The sequence below is a fragment of the Xanthomonas sp. LMG 12461 genome (assembly GCF_009192935.1).
Classification (GTDB): domain Bacteria; phylum Pseudomonadota; class Gammaproteobacteria; order Xanthomonadales; family Xanthomonadaceae; genus Xanthomonas_A; species Xanthomonas_A sontii.
Genome location: NZ_NQYT01000065.1, coordinates 1 through 20,238, shown reverse-complemented (window position 1 = coordinate 20,238; position 20,238 = coordinate 1). Strand labels below are relative to the sequence as shown.

Genomic DNA, 20,238 nt, shown 5'->3' with positions numbered 1-20,238 from the left:
CGGGGCGGTGGCGGGGCACGTGCGCCTGCAGATCCGCAAGGCGTACCTCGACCGCACCGGCGGGCCGACGCCGACGTCGCCGCCGCGCGCCCTTCACTGGCCCGGCTACGCGCCGCGCGCTACCCTTTGCGCCCCTCTTTTTTTCGACGTCGCCGCCGGCGGCGCGCGCCCGCCATGACCACCCCCGCGCAACGCGACTTCACCCTGGATCCCGCCGACACCGAGCGCCTGGCCAACCTGGCCGGCCCGTTCGATGCGCACCTGCGGCAGATCGAACTGCGCCTGGGCGTGGAGATCTCCAACCGCGGCAACGTGTACCGGGTGACCGGGCCGGAGCCGGCGGCGGCGGCGGCCGAGCGGCTGCTGCAGGCGCTGTACGCCGAGGCCGACCACGTCGCCTTCGACGACCAGGAAATCCACCTGCGGCTCAACCAGTCCAATGTCGACCAGGTGACGCAGCGCGCGTACCAGCCGCAGGACGTGGCGATCAAGGTCAGGCGCGGCACGGTGCGCGGCCGCGGCGCCAACCAGGCCAAGTACCTGCACCAGATCGCCACCCACGACATCAACTTCGGCATCGGCCCGGCCGGCACCGGCAAGACCTTCCTGGCCGTGGCCAGCGCGGTGGAAGCGCTGAACGAATCGCGGGTGCAGCGTCTGATCCTGGTGCGCCCGGCGGTGGAGGCCGGCGAGAAGCTGGGCTTTTTGCCCGGCGACCTCACCCAGAAGGTCGATCCCTATCTGCGCCCGCTGTACGACGCGCTGTACGAGATGCTGGGCGTGGAGAAGGTGGTCAAGCTGCTGGAGAAGAACGTCATCGAGATCGCGCCGCTGGCGTACATGCGCGGACGCACCCTCAACGACGCCTACGTGATCCTGGACGAAGCGCAGAACACCACCATCGAGCAGATGAAGATGTTCCTGACCCGCCTCGGCTTCGGCAGCACCGCGGTGGTTACCGGCGACCTGACCCAGATCGACCTGCCCAAGCACGTCAAGTCCGGCCTGCGCGATGCCGTCGAGGTGCTGCACGAGGTGGACGGAGTCAGCTTCACCTTCTTCGAGGCGCGCGACGTGGTCCGGCATCCGCTGGTGGCGCGCATCGTCAACGCCTACGAGAAGCGCGACGTGGTCGACCGCGCCAGCGGCCCGTCCGCATGATCCGGCCCTGGCCCGGCCTGCTGGCAGCGCTGCTTTGCGTGGCCGGCGGCGCCAACGGCCAGCCGCAGGATCCGCCGCCAGCGCAGGACCCGGCGCCGCAGCGCGTCGCCCTGGCGCAATCGCTGACCCCGCCGTGCCTGTCGATCGTGCAGGACGCGGCCAGCATCGGGCTGCCGCGCGACGTCCTCGAGCGCGCCGCGGCGATCGCCCGTACCTCGCCAACCGCGCCGCGCGACGACGAGGCGCAACGCCTGGCCTGGATCGCCGGCACCCGCGCGCAAGCGCTGCTCGATGCGGCCGAAACCGCCGGTGCGACGCGCGACCGCTTCGGCTGCAACGCGCTGGCCTACGCAAAGGTGCCAGCGGACAGCCTCTACCTCGTCGGCCAACTGCTCGAACACGGCCAGGCCGCGGTGTGGCTGCCCTCGTCGGGGCGCTTCGCCGCCACGGTGGACATCCGGCGCGACAATCAGCAATGCCAGCGAGGCCCGATGGGCAGCCTGGCCTACCGCGTCGACGACGAAAAGACCCCGCTGCTGTTCCTGGTCGCATGCGTGACTTGAGCCTGCTGCTGCGCGCCTGTCGCGGCACTCCGTAGCGACCGCACGCACCACGCGGCAGTGACCGACGTACACTGCGATGCTGCTGCCGTGCACGGGGAGGTGCCATGTTCCAGCGATCGTCGTCGTTCGCCTGTCTGCTCTGGCCGATCCTGGCCACTTGCGCCGCGCCAGCGGCTGCCGCCACGGCCGCGCCGCCAGCAGCAACGCCCGCGCGGCCCTTCGTCGAAACCAGCTACGTGGTCGCTCCCGGCACCGTGGGCGACTTCAGCCTGCGCAGCAGCAAGTACGACCCGGCCGCCAAGGCCGCCGGTGCCGGCTTCCTCTACGTGCTGAAAGACCATCCGGAACTGACCATCAACGTGTTCGTCTATCCCGCCGGACAAAAGGAATCGGCGCGGGCCATCGCCGACGGCATGGCGGGCTTCCGTGCCGATCTGGCCGCAGCGGTCTCCGGCGGCACCTACGCGGAACTGCACGAACTGGGCGCGCAACGATTCGAGCTGGGCATCGTCGTCGAACCGGCGCCGAAGGCCGCCAGCGCCCTGGACAAGGCGCTGGTCGCGGCGATCGCCGAGGCCCAACGTGTGCCCGGAGAAAAGCTGCGGATGGAACTGCGCCTCGACCCGGAGGATGCACCGGCCCGCTCCAACGGCTATCTGTTCTACAAACAGCTCTACTACTTCAAGGTGCGCGTGTCGGCCGCTGCGCAGGACATCGGACCGGATGCCTTCGACACCCTCGCCGACCAGGCGGCGCGCGCGCTCGTGCCCGCCATCCAGGTGAGCAATGTCGGCGGCTGCGCGACACCGACCATCCAGATCGACCCGAACGGCAAGCCGGAACAGGCGGCACTGCAGCTCGTCCGCCAGAGCACCCTCTACCAGGGCTTCAACTGCAGCAAATCCGCCGCAGACGCTGGCATCGACCGCGCGGCAGGCAATGCCGCCGTGATCGAGATCGCCTACGACGCCGGCGACTGGGCGTCGCCCTGAGCGCGCGTTAGCGCGATACTGTGGCTCCCACCGCAGCACCCGGCCGTTCCGCCATGACCAAAGGTCCCGTCCGCCTCGATGTCGGCGTCAGCTACGCCCTGCCCCGCGCCGGGCTGCCGGCGGCGCCGAGCTTCCGCAAGTGGGTCGCCGCGGCACTGAAGGGCCGTATCCGCGAGGCCGACCTGGCGATCCGTCTGGTCGACGACCGCGAAGGCCGCGCCCTCAACCAGCACTACCGCGGCAAGGACTACGCCACCAACGTGCTCAGCTTCCCGGCCGAACTGCCCGAGGGGTTGCCGAAGGGCGTCAAGCTGCCGCTACTCGGCGATCTGGTGATCTGCGCACCGGTGGTGGCGCGCGAGGCCGCCGAACAGGACAAGCCGCTCAACGCGCACTACGCGCACCTGACCGTGCACGGCGTGCTGCACCTGCTCGGCTGGGACCACGAGGACGACAAGGAAGCCGAGGCGATGGAGCAACTGGAGCGCGAGATCCTGGCCGACCTCGGCGTCTCCGACCCCTACGCCGGCGAGCGTTGATCCGAGATCCCACACCCGCTGTCGCGACCGACCCTCACCCCAACCCCTCTCCCGGGGGGAGAGGGGCTTAATGTGTTCCCCACCACCCCGCGCTGGTCAAGCGCGGGCGCCGGCGGTAACGTGGCCGCGCGGCGATCGCCGCAGCCCCGCTTTTCTTCGAGGTTCCGTGCGTTGATTCGTCCCTCGCTCGTCCTGCTCGCGCTCGCCTGCGCCGTCCCCGCTGCCGTCGCAGCGCCTGCCGCGCCGCCCACTGCAACGCCTGCCGCCACCGCGACCGCCGATCCGGCCATCGACCTGCCGGCGCTGCTGGAATGCCGCCAGCGCGTGGCCGACTTCACCGCACTGGCGCCGCTGCTGGCCGATCCGCTGAAGGCGGTCGCGCACGGCTGGCGGCCGCTGCCGCAGTCCAACCTGTTCATGACCGAGTACGCGCTGACCCGGCCGATCCAGGTGTTCGGCTACAGCAGCGAGCGCATCGCCTTCTCCGGCGCCAGCGTGATGGCGATCCTGGACCTGCCCGACCCGCGGCCGCTGGCCAAGCGCCTGAATCTGGAAGCGGCGGTGGACACACCGGAGAAGGCCATGTTCGGCCGCGAAGTGCTCAGCCGCGACGTCCACGATCCCAAGACCGGCGAGCCGATGATCGAGTCGATCATCCTCAGCGTGTCCACGGTGAAATCGCATCCCGGCAAGACCCTGGCCGGCTGCAGCTACAGCCTGGACCTGCCCGAGGAGACGGGCGCGGCACCGGCACCGGACGCGCTGCACACGCCGGCCAAGGGCGGCTGAACCCGCGCCGGCGGGCCGCCGGTACCGGCCGCCGACGTCGCGATGCTGTCGCGAGCGCCCTGCTAGACTTGCGGCTACCGCCCGTTCGACCGGGCGCCTACCCACAGAACATGTCAGAAGACGGACCGAGTAGTACCTCCCCGGAATCCCACGAAAAACGTCGCGGCTGGCTGGAACGCCTGACCTCGGTGTTCTCCGGCGACCCGCACACCCGCGACGATCTGGTCGAGGTGCTGCGCGACGCGCAGCACGATGGCCTGATCGCCGCCGACACGCTGCGCATGATGGAGGGCGCGCTGTCGGTCTCCGAACTCACCGTCGGCGACGTGATGGTCTCGCGCGCGCAGATGGTGTCGCTGCCGGTGGAGTCGCGCTTCCTCGACCTGATGAAGCAGGTGGTCGAATCCGGCCACTCGCGCTTCCCGGTGCATGGCGAGAACAAGGACGACATCCTCGGCATCCTGCTGGCCAAGGATCTGCTGCGCGGCGTGGTCGCCGACCACGGTCCCGGCACAGTGCGCGAACTGCTGCGCCCGGCGGTGCTGATTCCCGAGTCGAAGAAGCTCAACGTGCTGCTCAAGGAGTTCCGGCTCTCGCGCAACCACATGGCGATCGTGGTCGACGAGTACGGCGGCGTGGCCGGGCTGGTGACCATCGAGGACGTGCTGGAGCAGATCGTCGGCGACATCGACGACGAGCACGACGATGCCGAGGACGAGGCCTCGCTGATCGCCGCGCAGGCCGACGGCCAGTACGTGGTGGATGCGCTGACCCCGATCGAGGATTTCAACGAGCGCTTCGGCGCCGACTTCCCGGACGACGACTACGACACCGTCGGCGGGCTGGTCACCGAGGCGATCGGCCACCTGCCCGAGACCGGCGAGGAACTGACCCTGGGCCGATTCGCGTTCCGTGTGGCGAAGGCCGACGCGCGCCGGGTGCAGGCGTTCCACGTCACCATCCTGCCGCCTCCCGCGCAGGACGGCGCTTGAGCACGCACCGCGTGCCGCGCATGCGCGCGGCCTGCTGGCTGGGAATGCTGCTGGCCCTGTGGACCGGGTTGGCCTTTGCGCAGACCGCGCCTGCGGATCCGGCGGCACCGCCGCCGCTGGCCGCAGCGGCGCCCGCAGCGCCCGACGCGGCTGCGAACAGCGCCGCCAGCGTCAGCAGCGACCCCGCACCGCGCATCGGCGTGGCGACGATGCAGCCCGGCGAAGTGTTCTTCGAGCGCTTCGGCCATGACGCCATCGTGGTGCTCGACCCGCGCACGGGCCAGGCCACCTCGTACAACTTCGGTTTTTTCGACCCCAGCGAACCGGGCTTCGTCGGCCGCTTCGCCGCCGGCGACATGCGCTACTACCTGGTCGCCCTGCCACTGCAGGAGGACCTGGAGCAATACCGCGAAGCCGGCCGCGGCGTCGACATCCAGTGGCTGGACCTGGCCCCGGCGCAGGCGCGTGCGCTGCAGCAGGCGCTGGCCTGGCGTGCGCGCCCGGAGAACGCGCGCTACCGCTACGACTACTACACCGCCAACTGCGCCACGATGGTCCGCGACGCGCTGGACCGGGCCATGGGCGGCGCGCTGCACGCGCAGCTGTCCGGCCGCTCGCGCGGCAATACCTACCGCAGCGAATCGGTGCGCCTGGCCTCGCCGGCACCGTGGATGTGGCTGGGCTTCGACCTGGGCCTGGGCCCGTACGCCGACAAGCCGCTGTCGCGCTGGGAAGAGGCGTTCGTGCCGATGCGCCTGGCCGAGAGCCTGAGCGAGGTGCGCAACAGCGAAGGCCGCCCGCTGGTGCAGGCGCGCCAGCAGTTGCTGCCGCAGCGGCTGCCGCCGGAACCGCCGGAACAGCTGCGGCACTGGTGGCCGTGGCTGCTGGTGGGGCTGGTCGCGGCGGCGGGGGTGCTGGCGCTGGGCCGCCGCCAGCGCTGGCTGGCCGCGCTGGCGCTGCCGTTCTGGCTGCTGTGCGCGCTCGGCGGCGCGGTCCTGCTGTACCTGTGGGGCTTCAGCGAGCATCGTGCCGCCTGGGGCAACCGCAACCTGCTGCTGCTGGATCCGCTGTGCCTGCCGCTGCTGTTCGGCGGCATGGCCGTGCTGCGCGGGCGCCGGCCCGGACGCTGGTTCGACGTGCTGCTGTGGCTGGTGGTGGCGCTGGCCGGCGCCGCGCTGCTGATCCACTGGCTGTCGATGCTGCAGCCGCAGTTCAACCTGCAATGGATCGCGCTGCTGCTGCCCGTGCACGCGGCGCTGGCCTGGGCGCTCACCCGCCCTCGCCCGCAGCCCTGATACCGTCGCGCCACTCGCCACGCGCGCCTCCGCCGAACCCACTCCCGCCATGGCCTCCGCGACCGCCAATCCCGCCTGTGTCATCAACTGCGTGCACTACGACGGCCACGGCCGTCGCCACGACATCGCCCTGGAGCAGATCAGCGACGTGCTGGCCGGCCACGACGACGGCTTCGTCTGGGTCGGCATGTACGAACCCGGCGACGCGGTGCTGCAGCAGCTCAAGGAGGAGTTCCAGCTGCACGAACTGGCGATCGAGGACACCCGCAAGGCGCACCAGCGGCCGAAGGTCGAGGCCTTCGGCAACTCGCTGTTCCTGGCGGTGCACACCGCGCAGGTGATCGACGAACGCATCGTCTACGGCGAGACCCACGCCTTCCTCGGCGCGCGCTTCCTGCTGACCGTACGCCACGGCGCCTCGCTGCCCTACGCGCCGGTGCGCGAGCGGCTGGAACGCGAGGCCTCGCTGATGAAACTCGGCCCGTCCTACGCGCTGTACGCGGTGCTGGACTATGTGGTGGACAACTACCAGCCGATCCTCGATGCCTTCCGGCAGAGCCTGGAACGGCTGGAGGCCGACATCTTCGCCGAGTCGTACCGCCGCGACACCGCGATCCGCCTGTACGAACTCAAGCGCGAACTCAACCAGATGCGCCTGGCGGTAGCGCCGCTGCAGGACGTGCTGGCGCACCTCAAGCGCCACCCCGGCCCGCTGATCGCCGAGGAAGTGCGCCTGTACGTGCGCGACGTGCTCGACCATGCGGTGCGCACCAACGACGCCATCGACACCCTGCGCGAGATGCTGGGCACCGCGCTGAGCGTGAACCTGTCGCTGGTCACCCTGGCCCAGGGCGAGACGGTCAAGCGCCTCGGCGCCTGGGCCGCCCTGCTCGCCGCCCCGACCCTGATCACCAGCTGGTACGGCATGAACTTCAAGCAAATGCCGGAACTGGAATGGCCCTGGGCCTACCCGCTGATGGTCGGCGGCGTCGCCGCGGTGTGCGTGGCGCTGTATGTGGCGTTCAAGCGGGCGAGGTGGTTGTGAGCCGCCGCGTCGCGGCGGCGGGAATGGGGAAACGGGAATCGGGAATAGACAGCGCGCCGCAGGCATGAGGTAACGCTGCATCGTTAGGCATGCAGCAATCATCCGTGACAGACGGCGCCATCAGGCGCCGCCGCTTTTCCCATTCCCAATTTTCCATTCCCGATTCCCAACTCAAGCCACATACACCGACTTGATATTCATGAACTCATGGATGCCATGCTCGGCCAGTTCGCGGCCGAAGCCGGAGCGCTTGATGCCGCCGAACGGGAGGCGCACGTCGCTCTTGACGATGGCGTTGACGAAGGCGGCGCCACATTGCAGCTGGCAGGCCACGCGCTCGCCGCGGGCGCGGTCACGGGTCCAGACGCTGCCGCCCAGGCCGAAGGTGGTGTCGTTGGCCACGCGCACGGCTTCGGCTTCGTCGGCCACGCGCAGGATCGCCGCGACCGGGCCGAACAGTTCTTCGTCGTAGGCCGGCATGCCCGGCGTCACGCGGTCGAGGATCGACGCCGGATAGCCGGCGTGGCTGCCGCGCTCGGGTTCGCAACCGAGCAATGGCTTTGCCCCCTTGGCGATGCTGGCCTGCACCTGCTTGTGCAGTTCGTCGCGCAGGTCCTGGCGCGCCATCGGCGCCAGCGTGGTCGCCTCGTCCTGCGGGTCGCCGAGGCGACGCTCGGCCGCGGCGGCGACGAAGCGACGCACGAATTCGTCGGCGATCGCCTCCACCACCAAAAAACGCTTGGCCGCGATGCAGGTCTGCCCGGCGTTGTCGAAGCGCGACTTCACCGCCGCGGCCACGGCGGCGTCCAGGTCGGCGTCGTCCAGCACCACGAAGGCGTCGCTGCCGCCCAGCTCCATCACGCACTTCTTCAGCTGCCCACCGGCATTGGCGGCGATGGAGCGGCCGGCGCGCTCGCTGCCGGTCAGGGTGACCGCGGCCACGCGCGCATCGCGCAACACCTCGGCGGCCTGGTCGTTGTCGATGTGCAGCACGTCGAACACCCCGTCCGGCACGCCGGCGTCGGCCAGCACCTTGCGGATCGCGTCGGCGCAGCGCGGCACGTTGCTGGCGTGCTTGAGCAGGGCGACGTTGCCGGCCATCAGCGCCGGCGCCAGGAAGCGGAACACCTGCCAGATCGGGAAGTTCCACGGCATCACCGCCAGCACGCAGCCCAGCGGCTCGTAGCGCACGTAGCTGCGCTGCGCATCGGTGGCCACCGCCTGCTCGCGCAGGTAGTCCGCCGAATGCTCGGCGTAGTAGTCGCAGGCGGCGGCGCACTTGTCGAGTTCGGCCAGCGCCTCCTTGCGCAGCTTGCCCATTTCCGCGGTCATCACCCGCTGGATCGCGTCGCGCTGTTCGCGCAACTGCGCACCGACCTTGCGCAGCAGCGCGCCGCGCTGCTCCAGCGGCGTCGCCGCCCAGCCCGGGAACGCCTGCGCCGCAGCGGCCAGGCGCTGTTCGACGGCGGCGGCATCCATCAGCTCAAGACTGTATTCGACCTGGCCATTGGCCGGATTGACGGTGTCGTAAGGCATCGCGCGGACTCCTGGAAAAGTGTGCGGCCAGCCTAGCGCCGTGGACGTTGCGGCGACGTGGCGATGCCATACAGCGCGATGGCTCACAGTGTTCCGCGTGGCCTGTGTGAGTCGACTGTCATGCAGCAGCCAGGAGCGACGCGCCGTGCTTTCCGATGGCGCAATGCGTCGGGACTGAAGTCCCTCCCACAGTGCACCAGGCAAGCTCGGCGCAAGATCCCGTGGGAGCGGCTTAAGCCGCGACAGGCCTTACCGGCAATGCGTGTCGCGGCTGACGCCGCTCCACGGAAAAGCAGCGCACATCATCCCCCGTGCTGTTGCGCCAACTGCATGTCGCGCTGGCGGCGCTTTTCGCTGCGCGCCATCAGCCACCAGCCGACGACGGCGGCGATCGACACCGCCAGCACCATCAGCGTGGCCAGTGCGTTGATCTTGGGCTTCAGGCCCATGCGCACCGAGGAGAAGACGGTCATCGGCAGCGTGGTCGAATCCGGGCCGGCGACGAAGTTGGCGATCACCACGTCGTCCAGCGACAGGGTGAACGCCAGCAGCCAGCCCGACACCAGCGCCGGGGCGATGATCGGCACGGTGATCAGGAAGAATACCTTGAGCCGGTTGGCGCCCAGGTCCATCGCCGCCTCTTCCAGCGAGCGATCCAGCTCCTGCAGGCGCGAGGACACCACCACGGTGACGAAGGACAGGGTGAAGGTGACATGCGCGGCCCAGATCGCCATCACGCCCTTGGGCGGGATGCCGAGCACGCCGCCCATCGATACCAGCATCATCATGATCGACAGGCCGATGATCACCTCCGGCATCACCAGCGGCGCGGTCACCAGCGCGCCGAACAGGCTCTTGCTGGGGAAGCGGCGGAAGCGGGTCATCGCCATCGCCGCCAGCGTGCCGAGCACCATCGACGCGGTGGCGGTCCAGAACGCCACCTTCAGGCTGATCCACGCCGCCTGCAGGATCTGCCGGTCGCGCAGCAGTTCGCCGTACCACTTGGTGGAGAAGCCGGCCCACACCGTCGCCAGCTTGGAGGCGTTGAACGAATACACCATCAACAGCAGGATCGGCAGGTACAGGAAGGCGAAGCCGGCGCCCAGCACCGTCCAGCGCAATACCCTGCCCATGCCGCCGCGCGCGCCGCTCATGCCTGACCGCCTTCGAGCTGGCGCTGCTGGTAGCGGTTGAAGATCAGGATCGGCACCATCAGCAGCGCCAGCATCGCGATCGCCACCGCCGAAGCGGTCGGCCAGTCGCGGTTGTTGAAGAACTCGCCCCACAGCACCCGGCCGATCATCAGCGTGTCCGGGCCGCCGAGCATCTCCGGGATCACGAACTCGCCCACCGCCGGGATCATCACCAGCATGCAGCCGGCGACGATGCCCGGCCGCGACAGCGGCAGGGTCACGGTCAGGAACGCCTTCCACGGCGGCGCGCCGAGATCGTAGGCGGCCTCGAGCAGGCGCTGGTCGAGCTTGACCAGGGTCGCGTACAGCGGCAGCACCATGAACGGCAGATAGCAGTAGACGATGCCGATGTAGGCGGCGACCGGCGTGTACAGGATATGCAGCGGCGCATCGATCAGGCCCAGCGCCAGCAGCGCCCGGTTGAGCACGCCATTGCTGTCGAGGATGCCGATCCAGGCGTAGACGCGGATCAGGAACGAGGTCCACGACGGCAGCACCACCAGCATCATCGCGATGTTGCGCGCCGACGGCGACAGCCGCGCGATCGCGTAGGCCATCGGGTAACCGATCAGCAGGGTCAGCGCGGTGGAGATGCCGGCGATCTTGATCGAGCCCCAGTAGGCCTCGATGTACTGGTGGTCGCGCAGCAGCGCCAGGTAGTTCTGCAGGGTCAGCTTCAGCGTCAGCACGCCGTCGCGGACTTCGAGCAGTTCGCTGTACGGCGGGCTGCGGATCGCCTGCTCGGCGAAGGAGATGCGCAGCACGATCAGGAACGGGATCGCGAAGAACAGCAGCAGCCACAGGTACGGCGCGGCGATCACCAGCCAGCGCAGCGCCGGCAGCGAGCCCAGGCGCAGGTGCTGCTGCAGGCGCAGCCGTGGCGTCGGTTGCGCTGGCACCGGGACGACGGGCGCGCTCATGCGGTCAGCACCACGCCGTCGTTGTCGTCCCACGACACCCACACCGTGTCGCCCCAGGTCATGCCTTCGCTGTCCCAGCGCTTCTGGTTGGCGAAGTTGGATTGCACGCGGATGCCGCTGGGCAGACGCACGTGGAAGATCGAGTGGCTGCCGAAATAGGCGATGTCCTCGATGGTGCCGCGCGCCTTGTTGTAGGTCTGCTCGGGTTCGCCCTTGGTGATCCAGACCTTTTCCGGACGCACCGCGAACGCCACCTCCTGCCCTTCCACGCCGGTGATGCCGTGGCTGATGTAGATCGGCACCGGGAACTGCGGGCACAACACGGTCACGTGGTCGGGATGGTCCTCGCCGATGCGGCCCTCGAACATGTTCACCGAGCCGATGAACTCGGCGACGAAGCGGCTGTTCGGCGACTCGTAGATGTCGCCCGGCGTGCCGACCTGGCGGATGCGGCCCTGCTCCATCAGCGCGATGCGCGTGGCCATGGTCATCGCCTCCTCCTGGTCGTGGGTGACCATCACGCAGGTCACCCCCGAGGTCTCGATGATCGAGACCAGTTCCAACTGCATCTGCGAGCGCAGCTTCTTGTCCAGCGCGCCCATCGGCTCGTCCAGCAGCAGCAGTTTCGGCCGTTTGGCCAGCGAGCGCGCCAGCGCCACGCGCTGCTGCTGGCCGCCGGAGAGCTGGTGCGGCTTGCGCTTGCCGAGCGTGCCCAGCCGCACCAGCTCCAGCATCTCGCCGACGCGGCTGGCAATGGCGCTGCGCGACAGGCCGTCCTGCTTCAGCCCGAAGGCGATGTTCTGCTCTACGCTCATGTGCGGGAACAGCGCGTAGGACTGGAACATCATGTTGAGCGGGCGCTGGTACGGCGGCAGCCCATCCAGCGGCTGGCCGTCGAGCACGATGCGGCCGCGGCTGGGCTGCTCGAACCCGCCCAGGCAGCGCAGCAGCGTCGACTTGCCGCTGCCGGAGCCGCCGAGCAGCGCGAAGATCTCGCCCTGGCCGATGTCCAGATCGATGTCGTCCAGCGCGACGAACCCGTCGAATTCCTTGCGCAGGCCGGCGATGGACACATAGCCGGCGCCCTTGGCCGGCGGCGGTGCCGGCAGATGGTCGGTTCTCGCTTCGCTCAACGCCATCGCTGATTCCCCGTGAAGCACGCCGTCGTGCGGAGCGCCGCTGCGGCGGCGACCGCGGCGCGGTGAGCCTCAGTGTAGCCGTGGGCGCCGCGTCGGCGATACCGCGGCGGCCACGCCGCGCGGCGGCGCGGGATTCGGGAGTCGGGATTGGGGATTCGCAGAAGCGGCGCGCGCTTACTGCGCCGTGGCTGGCGCTGGCGCGGACGCCGGAGCCTCCGGTGCCGCCCAGCCCAGGCCCAGGCTCTTTTGCAGGGCCACGTAGCGCAGCAGCACCTGGGTATGCGCCTGCAGCGCACTGTCCTGGGCCGAGGCCTGCTGGCGCTGCACGTCCAGCGCATCGATCAGCGACGAGGCGCCGGCGGCATAGCGTTGCTGCAGCAACGCAGCGGAACGATCGGCCGAGGCGGCGGCCTTGTCCGCCGCCAGCGCCTGCTGGCGCGCGGCGCCGAACCGCGCCAGGGCGCCGTTGGCGTCCTGCAGCGCGGCCAGCACCGTGCCCTCATACGCCGCCAGCCGCGCTTCATTGCCGGCGCGGGCCTGCTCGACCTTGGCGCGGGTGCCGCCGAAATCGAAGATCGACCATTGCAGGAACGGCGCCACCACGCTGTTGAGCGCATCGCGACCGAGATCACCCGGCGAGGTCGCGGCCATGCCGATGTTGCCGAGCAGCCGCACTTGCGGGAAATACGCGCTCAGCGCTTCGCCGATCTTCGCCGAGGACGAGGCCAGCTGACGTTCGGCGCGGCGCACGTCCGGGCGCCGGCGGATCAGCGCGCCGGCATCGTCCACCGGCACCGTCGCCGGCAGCGTCGGCAACGGCCGGTCGGCGGCCAGTTCGGCATCGAGCGCGCCGGGCTCGCGGCCGATCAGCAGCGCCAACTGGTCCAGCGCCACCTGCGCCTGCGCCTGCAGGTCCGGGAGTACCGCTTCCTGTTGCTGCAGTTGCGCCTGCGCGCGTTCCACCTGCAGGTCGGCGTCGGCGCCGCGCTCGCGGCGCTGCCGGGTCAACTGCAGGGTCTGCCGGGCAGCCTCCAGGTTGCGCTGGGCCACGGCCATGCGCGCACGCGTGCTGCGGTAGCCCAGGTAGGCCTGCCCCACTTCGGCGGCGATCTGCACCTGGGTGTCGGCGAGGTCGGCCTCGTCGGCCTGGGCATCGGCCAGTGCGCCCTCGCTGGCGCGGCGGCGGCGGCCGAAGAAATCCAGTTCCCAGCTGGCATCGATGCCGACGCTGTAGAGCTGCGCGCGCGGATCGATCTCCACCGGCTGGCCGGTGCCGGCGGCGATGCTGCCCAGGCGGTCGGTCAGCGCATCCGGCGCGCGCGCGTTGAGATAGGCGGCCGTCGCCCCGACGCTGGGCAACTGCTCGGCGTGGCGCTGGTCGACCAGCGCGCGCGAGGCGCGCAGGCGCGCCTGCGCCACCCGCAGGTTGGGGCTGTGCTGCAGGGCCTGCTCGACCAGCATGGTCAATTGCGGATCCTGCAGGGTGTCCCACCAGCGCTGCGGCGGCGGTGCCGGCACCACGCCGGCGGCCGCGGCCGTGGCATCGGCGCGGTGCAGCCGCGGCTGCGCCAGCGCCGCCTCGGCCACCGGCGGCGGCTTCACGTAGTCCGGGCCGAGCATGCAGGCCGACAGCAGCGAGGGCAGCGCGGCGGCGACGAGAACGCGGGAGAAACGCAGGGCCATGGAATCCTCAATGCATCGCGAGCGGAGCGCCGCCCTTGGGCAGCGGCTTGAGCAGGAACGCCAGCGGGATCGTGCACACCACGATCACCCCGAAGATCCAGAACAGATCGTTGTAGGTCATCACCAGGGCCTGCTGCTGCACCAGCCGCGCCAATTGCGCCAGCGACTGCATCGCCGCGCCGGCGCCGGACACCGACTGCAGTTGCGCGGCGATGCCATGCAGGTAGTCCTGCGCCAGCGGCGAATTGGCGGTGGTGCCGCTGCCGAGCATCTGCGTATGGAACACCATGCGCCGCTCCTGGAAGGTGGAGATCAGCGCCAGGCCGATCGAGCCGCCCATGTTGCGCGCGGCATTGAACAGGCCCGAGGCGTCGCCGGCCAGGTCCGGCGGCACCGAGGAGATCGCCGCCTGGTTGAGCGACATCATCGCCAGCGCCAGCCCGCAGCCCTGCAGCAGCTGCCCGGCGACGAAATGCATGCCGACCGACTCGGCGGTGAGGTGCATGTTGACGAAGCAGGCCGCGGCGAAGCAGCTCAACCCGCCGAGCACCAGCACGCGCACGTCCACCGTGGTCAGCAGCTTGGGCATCATCGGCATCAGCAGCACCGTGGGGACACCCGACAGCAGCACCACGTAGCCGGACTGCTCGGTGTTGTAGCCGGAGATCACCGCCAGGAACTGCGGAATCATGTACATGACCCCGAACAGGATCATGCCCACCGCCATCACCATCACGAACACCGCGCCGAAACTGCGCTGCAGCAGGATCGACAGGCGGATCACCGGCTGCCGGCTGAGGAACTGCGAGCCCACCAGGGCGATGAAGCCGACCAGCGACACCACGCTCAGCAGCACGATCTCGGTGGATTCGAACCAGCGCTCGCGCTGGCCTTCTTCCAGCACCACGGTCAGCGCGCCCAGTCCGGCGGTCAGGCCGAAGATGCCGAGCCAGTCGGCGTCGAGCAGCCCGCGCAGATACATGCGCTCGTGCGGCAGCCCGAGCAGCAGCAGCGCCACCAGGCCGGCGCAGACCGGCACGTTGAGGAAGAACGCGTAGTGCCAGCTCACGTTCTCGGTGAGCCAGCCGCCCAGCAGCGGCCCGATCACCGGGCCCAGGATCACGGTCATGCCGAACAGCGCCGTGCCCAGGGTCTGCTGCGCCGGCGGCAGGCGCGTGGCGACGATGGTCAGCGCGGTGGGGATCAGCGCGCCGCCGGCGAAGCCCTGGCCGACCCGGCCGAGGATCATCATGGTCAGGCTGCTGGACAGCCCGCACACCACCGAGAAAAACGTGAAAAGCAGCGCGCAGATCAGCAGGAAGTTGCGCAGCCCCAGGGTGCGCACGAACCAGCCGGTCAGCGGGATCATCACGATCTCGGCGACCAGGTAGGAGGTCGAGATCCAGGTGCCTTCGGTGCCGCTGGCGCCGACCTCGCCCTGGATGGTCGGCAGTGCGGCGTTGACGATGGAGATGTCCAGCGTCGCCATGAACGAACCGATGGTGCCGGCGGCCACCGCCAGCCAGGCCCCGGTGTCGGCCTTGCCCGGCGCCTGCGTGCCAGCCGCCGCGGCCGCTTCGCTCACGGGGTGCGCCCGCGCGGGGCGACCGCATCCTGGCCCTGCGCGTCCTCTTCCTCCACGCGCTCCTTGGCATCCTTGGCGCTGCGCGTATCGACGGTCACCGTCACCGACATGCCCGGCACCAGCACCTTGCGCGCCTCGGCGCCGGCCTTGAGGCGGATGCGCACCGGCACCCGCTGCACCACCTTGGTGAAGTTGCCGGTGGCGTTCTCCGGCGGCAGCAGCGCGAACTGCGACCCGGTGCCCGGGGCGATGCTCTCGACCACGCCGTCCAGTTCCACCCCGGACAGCGCATCGACCTCGATCCGCGCCGGCTGCCCCGGCCGCATCAGCCCGACCTGGGTTTCCTTGAAGTTGGCGCTCAGGTACAGCGCGTCCACCGGCACCACGCTCATCAACCGGGTGCCGGCCGCGACGAACTGGCCGACCTGCACGGTCTTGTCGCCGATGCGGCCGGCGATGCGCGCGGTCAGGCGGGTGTCCTCCACCGCCACTTCCGCCTGCGCGGCGTCGGCCTGCGCCTGCACCAGTCCAGCACGGGCCTGGTCGAGCTTGGCGCTGGTGCCCTGCACCTGGCTCTCCGCAGCGACGACCTGGGCCTTGGCCGCGTCGAACTGCGCCTGCGCGCGATCGCGGTCGTGGAGGATGCTTTCGTAATGTTCGTGGGTGTCGGCGCCGGAGGCGGCCAACGGCCCGAAGCGCTTGGCCTCGCCCTGGGCGAAGCGCAGGCTGGCGGCGGCGGCAGTGACCTGGGTGCGCGCCTGCAGCAGGCTGGCGCGCTGCGCCTGCAGCCCGGCCTCGGCGGCGGCGATGTCGGCCTGGCGCACCGCGATCGCCGCCTGCGCCTGCTCCAGGGTGGCGCGGTAGGTGCGCGGGTCGATCTCCAGCAGCGGCTGCCCAGCGGTCACGCTCTGGTTGTCGCGCACATACACCGCGGTCACGTAGCCGTTGACCCGCGGCGCCACCGCCACCGTATCGGCCTGCAGATAGGCGTTGTTGGTTTCCTGCAGGTAGCGGCCGGTGGTGAGGTAATAGATCAGCCACACCACCAGGCCGATCACCACCAGCAGGCCGATCAGCAGCAGGGTCCATTTGACCTTGGGGTTCTTCAGCGGCGACGGCGTGTCGGACTTGCCGTCGTCGGCTTGGCCCTTGCCGTCCCGGGGCGAGCCGGACTGGCCCTGGCCGGCGTGGGCATCGCGCGCGGCGGCCTGCCGCGGCGCCTGTGAGGAGTCTGGGTCGTGGTTGCTCAAGTCGCTGATTCCTGGGGAGAGGAAGAACGTCGCCGGGTCGGAACGGCGACGCCACCAAACGGTAGCGTACGCCAGCCGGCGCATTATTTGTACCGGTGAGTACAGAGTGTGTGAGCGCGACCTGGCGGTGGCGGTGGCGCTGCGGCGTCGCCGCGATGGCGGACGCTATGCGGCGCCCGACCCGGCCGCTTGGATCGAGGGAGCGATGTCCCCCGGTCTCTCATCCCGATGGGGGAGCGATGTGTCGGGGCGCCCTTCGGCCGCGCGACGGGGCGCGATCGGGAAGGCCCGTCGCGGCTGAAGCCGCTCCTGCGGGAAAAGGTGTGGCCCGCTCCGATCAAACGGGAGAGCTTGCCGGCGCGATACCTGCGTGGACCGGCAAAGAGGGAAGAGCGGCTTCAGCCGCGACGGGCGAAGACGCGATGCGTCCCAGGCAGCATCGCGTCGGGACTGAAGTCCCTCCCACAACAGCCGCTTACGCTCCCCCTGGTCGCTCGGGCAAGCGCAGCGCCATAGCGGTCCGGGTCAACCCGCAAAGCCTTACCCGGACCGCAACGCCACCGGCTCAACGGCCGGTCTTGATCTCCGTCCACAGGCGGGTGTACAGCTTGTCCACCTCGGGCGGGTTGATCGAATAGGTGAACATCTTCGCGGCCACGTCCGGCGGCGGATAGATGGTGGGATCGTTGCGGATCGCCGCGTCCACCAGCGGGGTCGCCTGCGGCACCGGATTGGCGTAGTGGATGAAGTCGGTATTGGCCGCGGCCACCTTGGGCGTCAGCAGGTAGTTGATGAACGCGTAGGCGTTCTCCGGATGCTTGGCGTCCTTGGGGATGGCCAGCATGTCGAACCACTGCGGCGCGCCTTCCTTGGGGATCGAATAGGCCACGTGCACGCCGTTCTTGGCTTCCTCGGCACGGTCGCGGGCCTGGATGATGTCGCCGGACCAGCCCACCGCCAGGCAGGTGCTGCCGTTGGCCAGCGAGGTCACGTACTGCGAGGAGTGGAAGTTCTGCACGTAGGGGCGGATGCGCTTGATCAGCGCCGCGGCCTGCTCGATCTTGGCCGGGTCGGTGGTGTGCGGATCCTCCCCAAGGTAGTGCAACGCGATCGGGATCAGGTCCGAGGGCGTGTCCAGCAGGGTCACGCCGCAGTCCTTGAGCTTGGCCAGGTTCTCCGGCTTGAACACCAGGTCCCAGCTGTTGGCGATGTCAGTGCTGCCGAACGCGGCCTTGACCTTGTCGACGTTGTAGCCGATGCCGGTGGTGCCGACCATGTACGGCACGCCGTACTTGTTGCCCGGATCCTGCTGCGCGATGCGCTGCATGATCTGCGGATCGAGATTGGCCAGGTTGGGGATCTTGCTCTTGTCCAGCGGCAGGAACACGCCGGCCTGGATCTGCCGGCCGAAGAAGTTCAGCGTCGGCACCACCACGTCGTAGCCGCTGCCGCCGGCCAGCAGCTTGGTCTCCACCATCTCGTCGCTGTCGAAGACGTCGTAGGTGACCTTGATCCCGCTCTGCTTCTCGAAGTCGGGAATCGTGTTCTCGGCGATGTAGTCCGAGTAGTTGTACACGTTGAGCACCTTCGCCTCGCCCTGCCCCGCCTTGTCCGCGTCGCCGCCGGAGCCGCCGCAGCCGGCGAGCAGCGCCGTGGCCAGGGAAAGAGTGAGCAGTCGCAGCTTCATCGCAGGTCTCCGCGGGTCCGTGGGGGCAGGAATGGAAGGATCGGCGGCGCGCGCCGGATCCGGGATCGGGGCTCCAGACTACCCAGCGCCGGGCTATTTGCCCAGCGCCTGGGCCGTATCCTCCAGCGCCAGCCAGGCCTTGTCGAACAGTTCGTCGACCTGGGCGCGGCTGAGGATCAGCGGCGGCGACAGCAGCATCGCGTCGTTGGTGGCGCGCAGGATCAGGCCGCGGCGCAGCGCATTGTCGCGGCACAATGCGCCGACCTTGCCGCGCTCGGGGAAGTACTGCCGCCGCGGCTTGTCCGGCACAAGTTCCAGCGCGCCGATCATGCCGACGATGCGCGCCTCGCCCACCAGCCGGTGCTCGCCCAGCTCGGCCCAGCGTTGCGCCAGGTACGGCGCGATCTCGCCGCGCGCGCGTTCGACGATGCCCTCGTCCTGCAGCAGGCGCAGGTTCTCCAGCGCCACCGCCGCGCACACCGGGTGCCCGGAATAGGTGCAGCCATGCGCCAACTCGCCGCCCTGCTCCTTCAGCACCGTGGCCACGCGCGTGCCGAACATGGCCGCGCCGAGCGGGATGTAGCCGGAGGTGATGCCCTTGGCGATGGTCATCACGTCCGGCTGGAAGCCGAAGTGTTGCGACCCGAACCATTCGCCGGTGCGGCCGAAGCCGCAGATCACCTCATCGGCGACCAGCAGCACGTCGTAGCGGCGGCAGATGCGCTCGATCTCCGGCCAGTAGCTGCGCGGCGGGATGTACACGCCGATCGCGCCCATGATCGGCTCGCCGATGAACGCGGCCACCCGCTCCGGTCCCAGCTCCAGGATCTTGTCCTCCAGTCGCCGCGCGGCGAGCAGCCCGTATTCCTCCGGATCCATGTCGCCGCCGTCGCCGAACCAGTACGGCGGATCGATGTGGTGGATGTCCGGGATCGGCAGGCCGCCCTGGCGATGCATGCCCTTCATCCCGCCGAGGCTGGCGCCGGCCATGGTGGTGCCGTGGTAGCCGTCGTGGCGGCCGATGAAGATCGTCTTCTGCGGCCGGTCCTGCACGGCCCAGAAGTGCCGCACCAGGCGCAGGATGGTGTCGTTGGCCTCGGAGCCGGAGTTGGTGAAGAAGGCATGGTCGAGGTCGCCCGGCGCCAGTTCGGCGAGCTTGGCGGCCAGGCGGATGGTGGGTTCGGTGGTGCACTGGAAGAAGCTGTTGTAGTACGCCAGCTGTTCCATCTGCCGCGCGGCGGCCTGGCCGAGTTCCTTGCGCCCGTAGCCGACGTTGACGCACCACAGGCCGGCGAAGGCGTCCAGCAACTGGTTGCCGTCGGCGTCCCAGACGTAGGCGCCATCGCCGCGGGTGAGGATGCGGGTGCCTTTCTGCGCCAGGGCGCCGTTGTCGTTGAACGGGTGCAGGTGGTGCGCGGCATCCAGGTCCTGCAGGGCGCGCGTGTCGATCCGGTCCATGTCCACTCCAATGTCGATACCAAGGCCGCCGCCGCGACCAGGCTTTGCTGTTGCTGTTGCTGTTGCTGTTGCTGTTGCTGTTGTTCTTGCCCTTGCTGTTGCTTTTGCCCTTGCCTTACCGGGTTCCCTTCCGAAGCGGCGGCCGTGCCGGGGAAAAACCCCGAAGGGGCGGCGCACATGGATGTGCGCCGTTCGCGGCAGGGGCAGGATGCCCCTTCCGCGAATCCCCGGCATGGACGCGGACCCGGAGCGCGTTAGCGCGGAGGGCGCGAGGCAGGGTGTGCTTTCTTTTGGTTACTTTTCTTTGCACAAGCAAAGAAAGGTAACTCGCCGCAACTTGGTCGTTGTAATCTTTGCTTCGCGCACGAGGCTGCGACCGCTGGACAACTGGTGCACCTTATCGAGCTCAGA

Annotated in this window: 17 protein-coding genes; 8 read left to right on the top strand and 9 right to left on the bottom strand. The window is 69.5% G+C overall.

Going from position 1 to position 20,238, the window contains the following annotated elements; genetic code table 11:
* Positions 1–174: 174 nt before the first annotated feature.
* The 8 genes from CEK68_RS16865 (at position 175) to CEK68_RS16830 (ending at position 7,376) form a co-directional block, all read left to right on the top strand.
* Positions 175–1,161: a PhoH family protein gene (locus CEK68_RS16865; protein WP_152240064.1), complete on the top strand. Its 987-nt coding sequence runs from the start codon at positions 175–177 to the stop codon at positions 1,159–1,161.
* Complete coding sequence (locus CEK68_RS16860; protein WP_152240063.1) at positions 1,158–1,724, top strand: hypothetical protein; 567 nt, start codon at positions 1,158–1,160, stop codon at positions 1,722–1,724. Before CEK68_RS16865 ends, CEK68_RS16860 begins: the two co-directional genes overlap by 4 nt.
* Positions 1,725–1,828: 104 nt before the next feature.
* A complete protein-coding gene (locus CEK68_RS16855; protein ID WP_226977928.1) occupies positions 1,829–2,716 on the top strand; it encodes a hypothetical protein in 888 nt (295 codons plus the stop codon).
* A 53-nt stretch (positions 2,717–2,769) separates the two neighbouring features.
* Positions 2,770–3,255 (top strand): rRNA maturation RNase YbeY, encoded by a 486-nt coding sequence (gene ybeY / locus CEK68_RS16850; protein WP_017908182.1) that lies wholly within the window; start codon positions 2,770–2,772, stop codon positions 3,253–3,255.
* 171 nt (positions 3,256–3,426) lie between these two features.
* Positions 3,427–4,044 carry a hypothetical protein gene (locus CEK68_RS16845; protein ID WP_152240062.1) on the top strand — a complete coding sequence of 206 codons (618 nt, stop codon included), beginning with the start codon at positions 3,427–3,429 and terminating at the stop codon, positions 4,042–4,044.
* 110 nt (positions 4,045–4,154) lie between these two features.
* On the top strand, positions 4,155–5,036 hold the full coding sequence (locus CEK68_RS16840; protein WP_026144230.1) for a transporter associated domain-containing protein: 882 nt from the start codon (positions 4,155–4,157) through the stop codon (positions 5,034–5,036).
* Positions 5,033–6,331: a DUF4105 domain-containing protein gene (locus tag CEK68_RS16835; RefSeq protein ID WP_226977927.1), complete on the top strand. Its 1,299-nt coding sequence runs from the start codon at positions 5,033–5,035 to the stop codon at positions 6,329–6,331. Before CEK68_RS16840 ends, CEK68_RS16835 begins: the two co-directional genes overlap by 4 nt.
* Before the next feature lie 49 nt (positions 6,332–6,380).
* Positions 6,381–7,376 (top strand): magnesium and cobalt transport protein CorA, encoded by a 996-nt coding sequence (locus tag CEK68_RS16830; RefSeq protein WP_017908178.1) that lies wholly within the window; start codon positions 6,381–6,383, stop codon positions 7,374–7,376.
* 171 nt (positions 7,377–7,547) lie between these two features.
* Here the strand turns inward: CEK68_RS16830 and CEK68_RS16825 are convergent, their stop codons facing one another.
* The 9 genes from CEK68_RS16825 to CEK68_RS16785 all read right to left on the bottom strand — a co-directional run bounded on the left by CEK68_RS16825 (position 7,548) and on the right by CEK68_RS16785 (position 19,827).
* A complete protein-coding gene (locus tag CEK68_RS16825) occupies positions 7,548–8,912 on the bottom strand; it encodes an NAD-dependent succinate-semialdehyde dehydrogenase (protein ID WP_152240061.1) in 1,365 nt (454 codons plus the stop codon).
* A gap of 302 nt (positions 8,913–9,214) precedes the next feature.
* Positions 9,215–10,066: an ABC transporter permease subunit gene (locus CEK68_RS16820; protein ID WP_152240060.1), complete on the bottom strand. Its 852-nt coding sequence runs from the start codon at positions 10,064–10,066 to the stop codon at positions 9,215–9,217.
* A complete protein-coding gene (locus CEK68_RS16815) occupies positions 10,063–11,025 on the bottom strand; it encodes an ABC transporter permease subunit (RefSeq protein ID WP_152240059.1) in 963 nt (320 codons plus the stop codon). Before CEK68_RS16815 ends, CEK68_RS16820 begins: the two co-directional genes overlap by 4 nt.
* Positions 11,022–12,164: a polyamine ABC transporter ATP-binding protein gene (gene potA, locus CEK68_RS16810; protein WP_017912269.1), complete on the bottom strand. Its 1,143-nt coding sequence runs from the start codon at positions 12,162–12,164 to the stop codon at positions 11,022–11,024. The genes CEK68_RS16815 and potA overlap by 4 nt, the downstream gene beginning before the upstream one ends.
* 174 nt (positions 12,165–12,338) lie before the next feature.
* Positions 12,339–13,841, bottom strand: coding sequence for an efflux transporter outer membrane subunit (locus CEK68_RS16805; RefSeq protein WP_193314232.1), 1,503 nt, complete (start codon positions 13,839–13,841; stop codon positions 12,339–12,341).
* 13 nt (positions 13,842–13,854) lie between these two features.
* Positions 13,855–15,432, bottom strand: a complete 1,578-nt coding sequence (locus CEK68_RS16800) for a DHA2 family efflux MFS transporter permease subunit (RefSeq protein ID WP_148828095.1) — start codon at positions 15,430–15,432, stop codon at positions 13,855–13,857.
* Entirely contained in the window at positions 15,429–16,682 is a 1,254-nt protein-coding gene (locus tag CEK68_RS16795) for an HlyD family secretion protein (RefSeq protein WP_152240057.1), read from the bottom strand. The genes CEK68_RS16800 and CEK68_RS16795 overlap by 4 nt, the downstream gene beginning before the upstream one ends.
* 565 nt (positions 16,683–17,247) lie before the next feature.
* Positions 17,248–18,369: a polyamine ABC transporter substrate-binding protein gene (locus CEK68_RS16790; protein WP_152240056.1), complete on the bottom strand. Its 1,122-nt coding sequence runs from the start codon at positions 18,367–18,369 to the stop codon at positions 17,248–17,250.
* Between the two features lie 93 nt (positions 18,370–18,462).
* Complete coding sequence (locus tag CEK68_RS16785; protein ID WP_152240055.1) at positions 18,463–19,827, bottom strand: aspartate aminotransferase family protein; 1,365 nt, start codon at positions 19,825–19,827, stop codon at positions 18,463–18,465.
* Positions 19,828–20,238 lie beyond the last annotated feature (411 nt).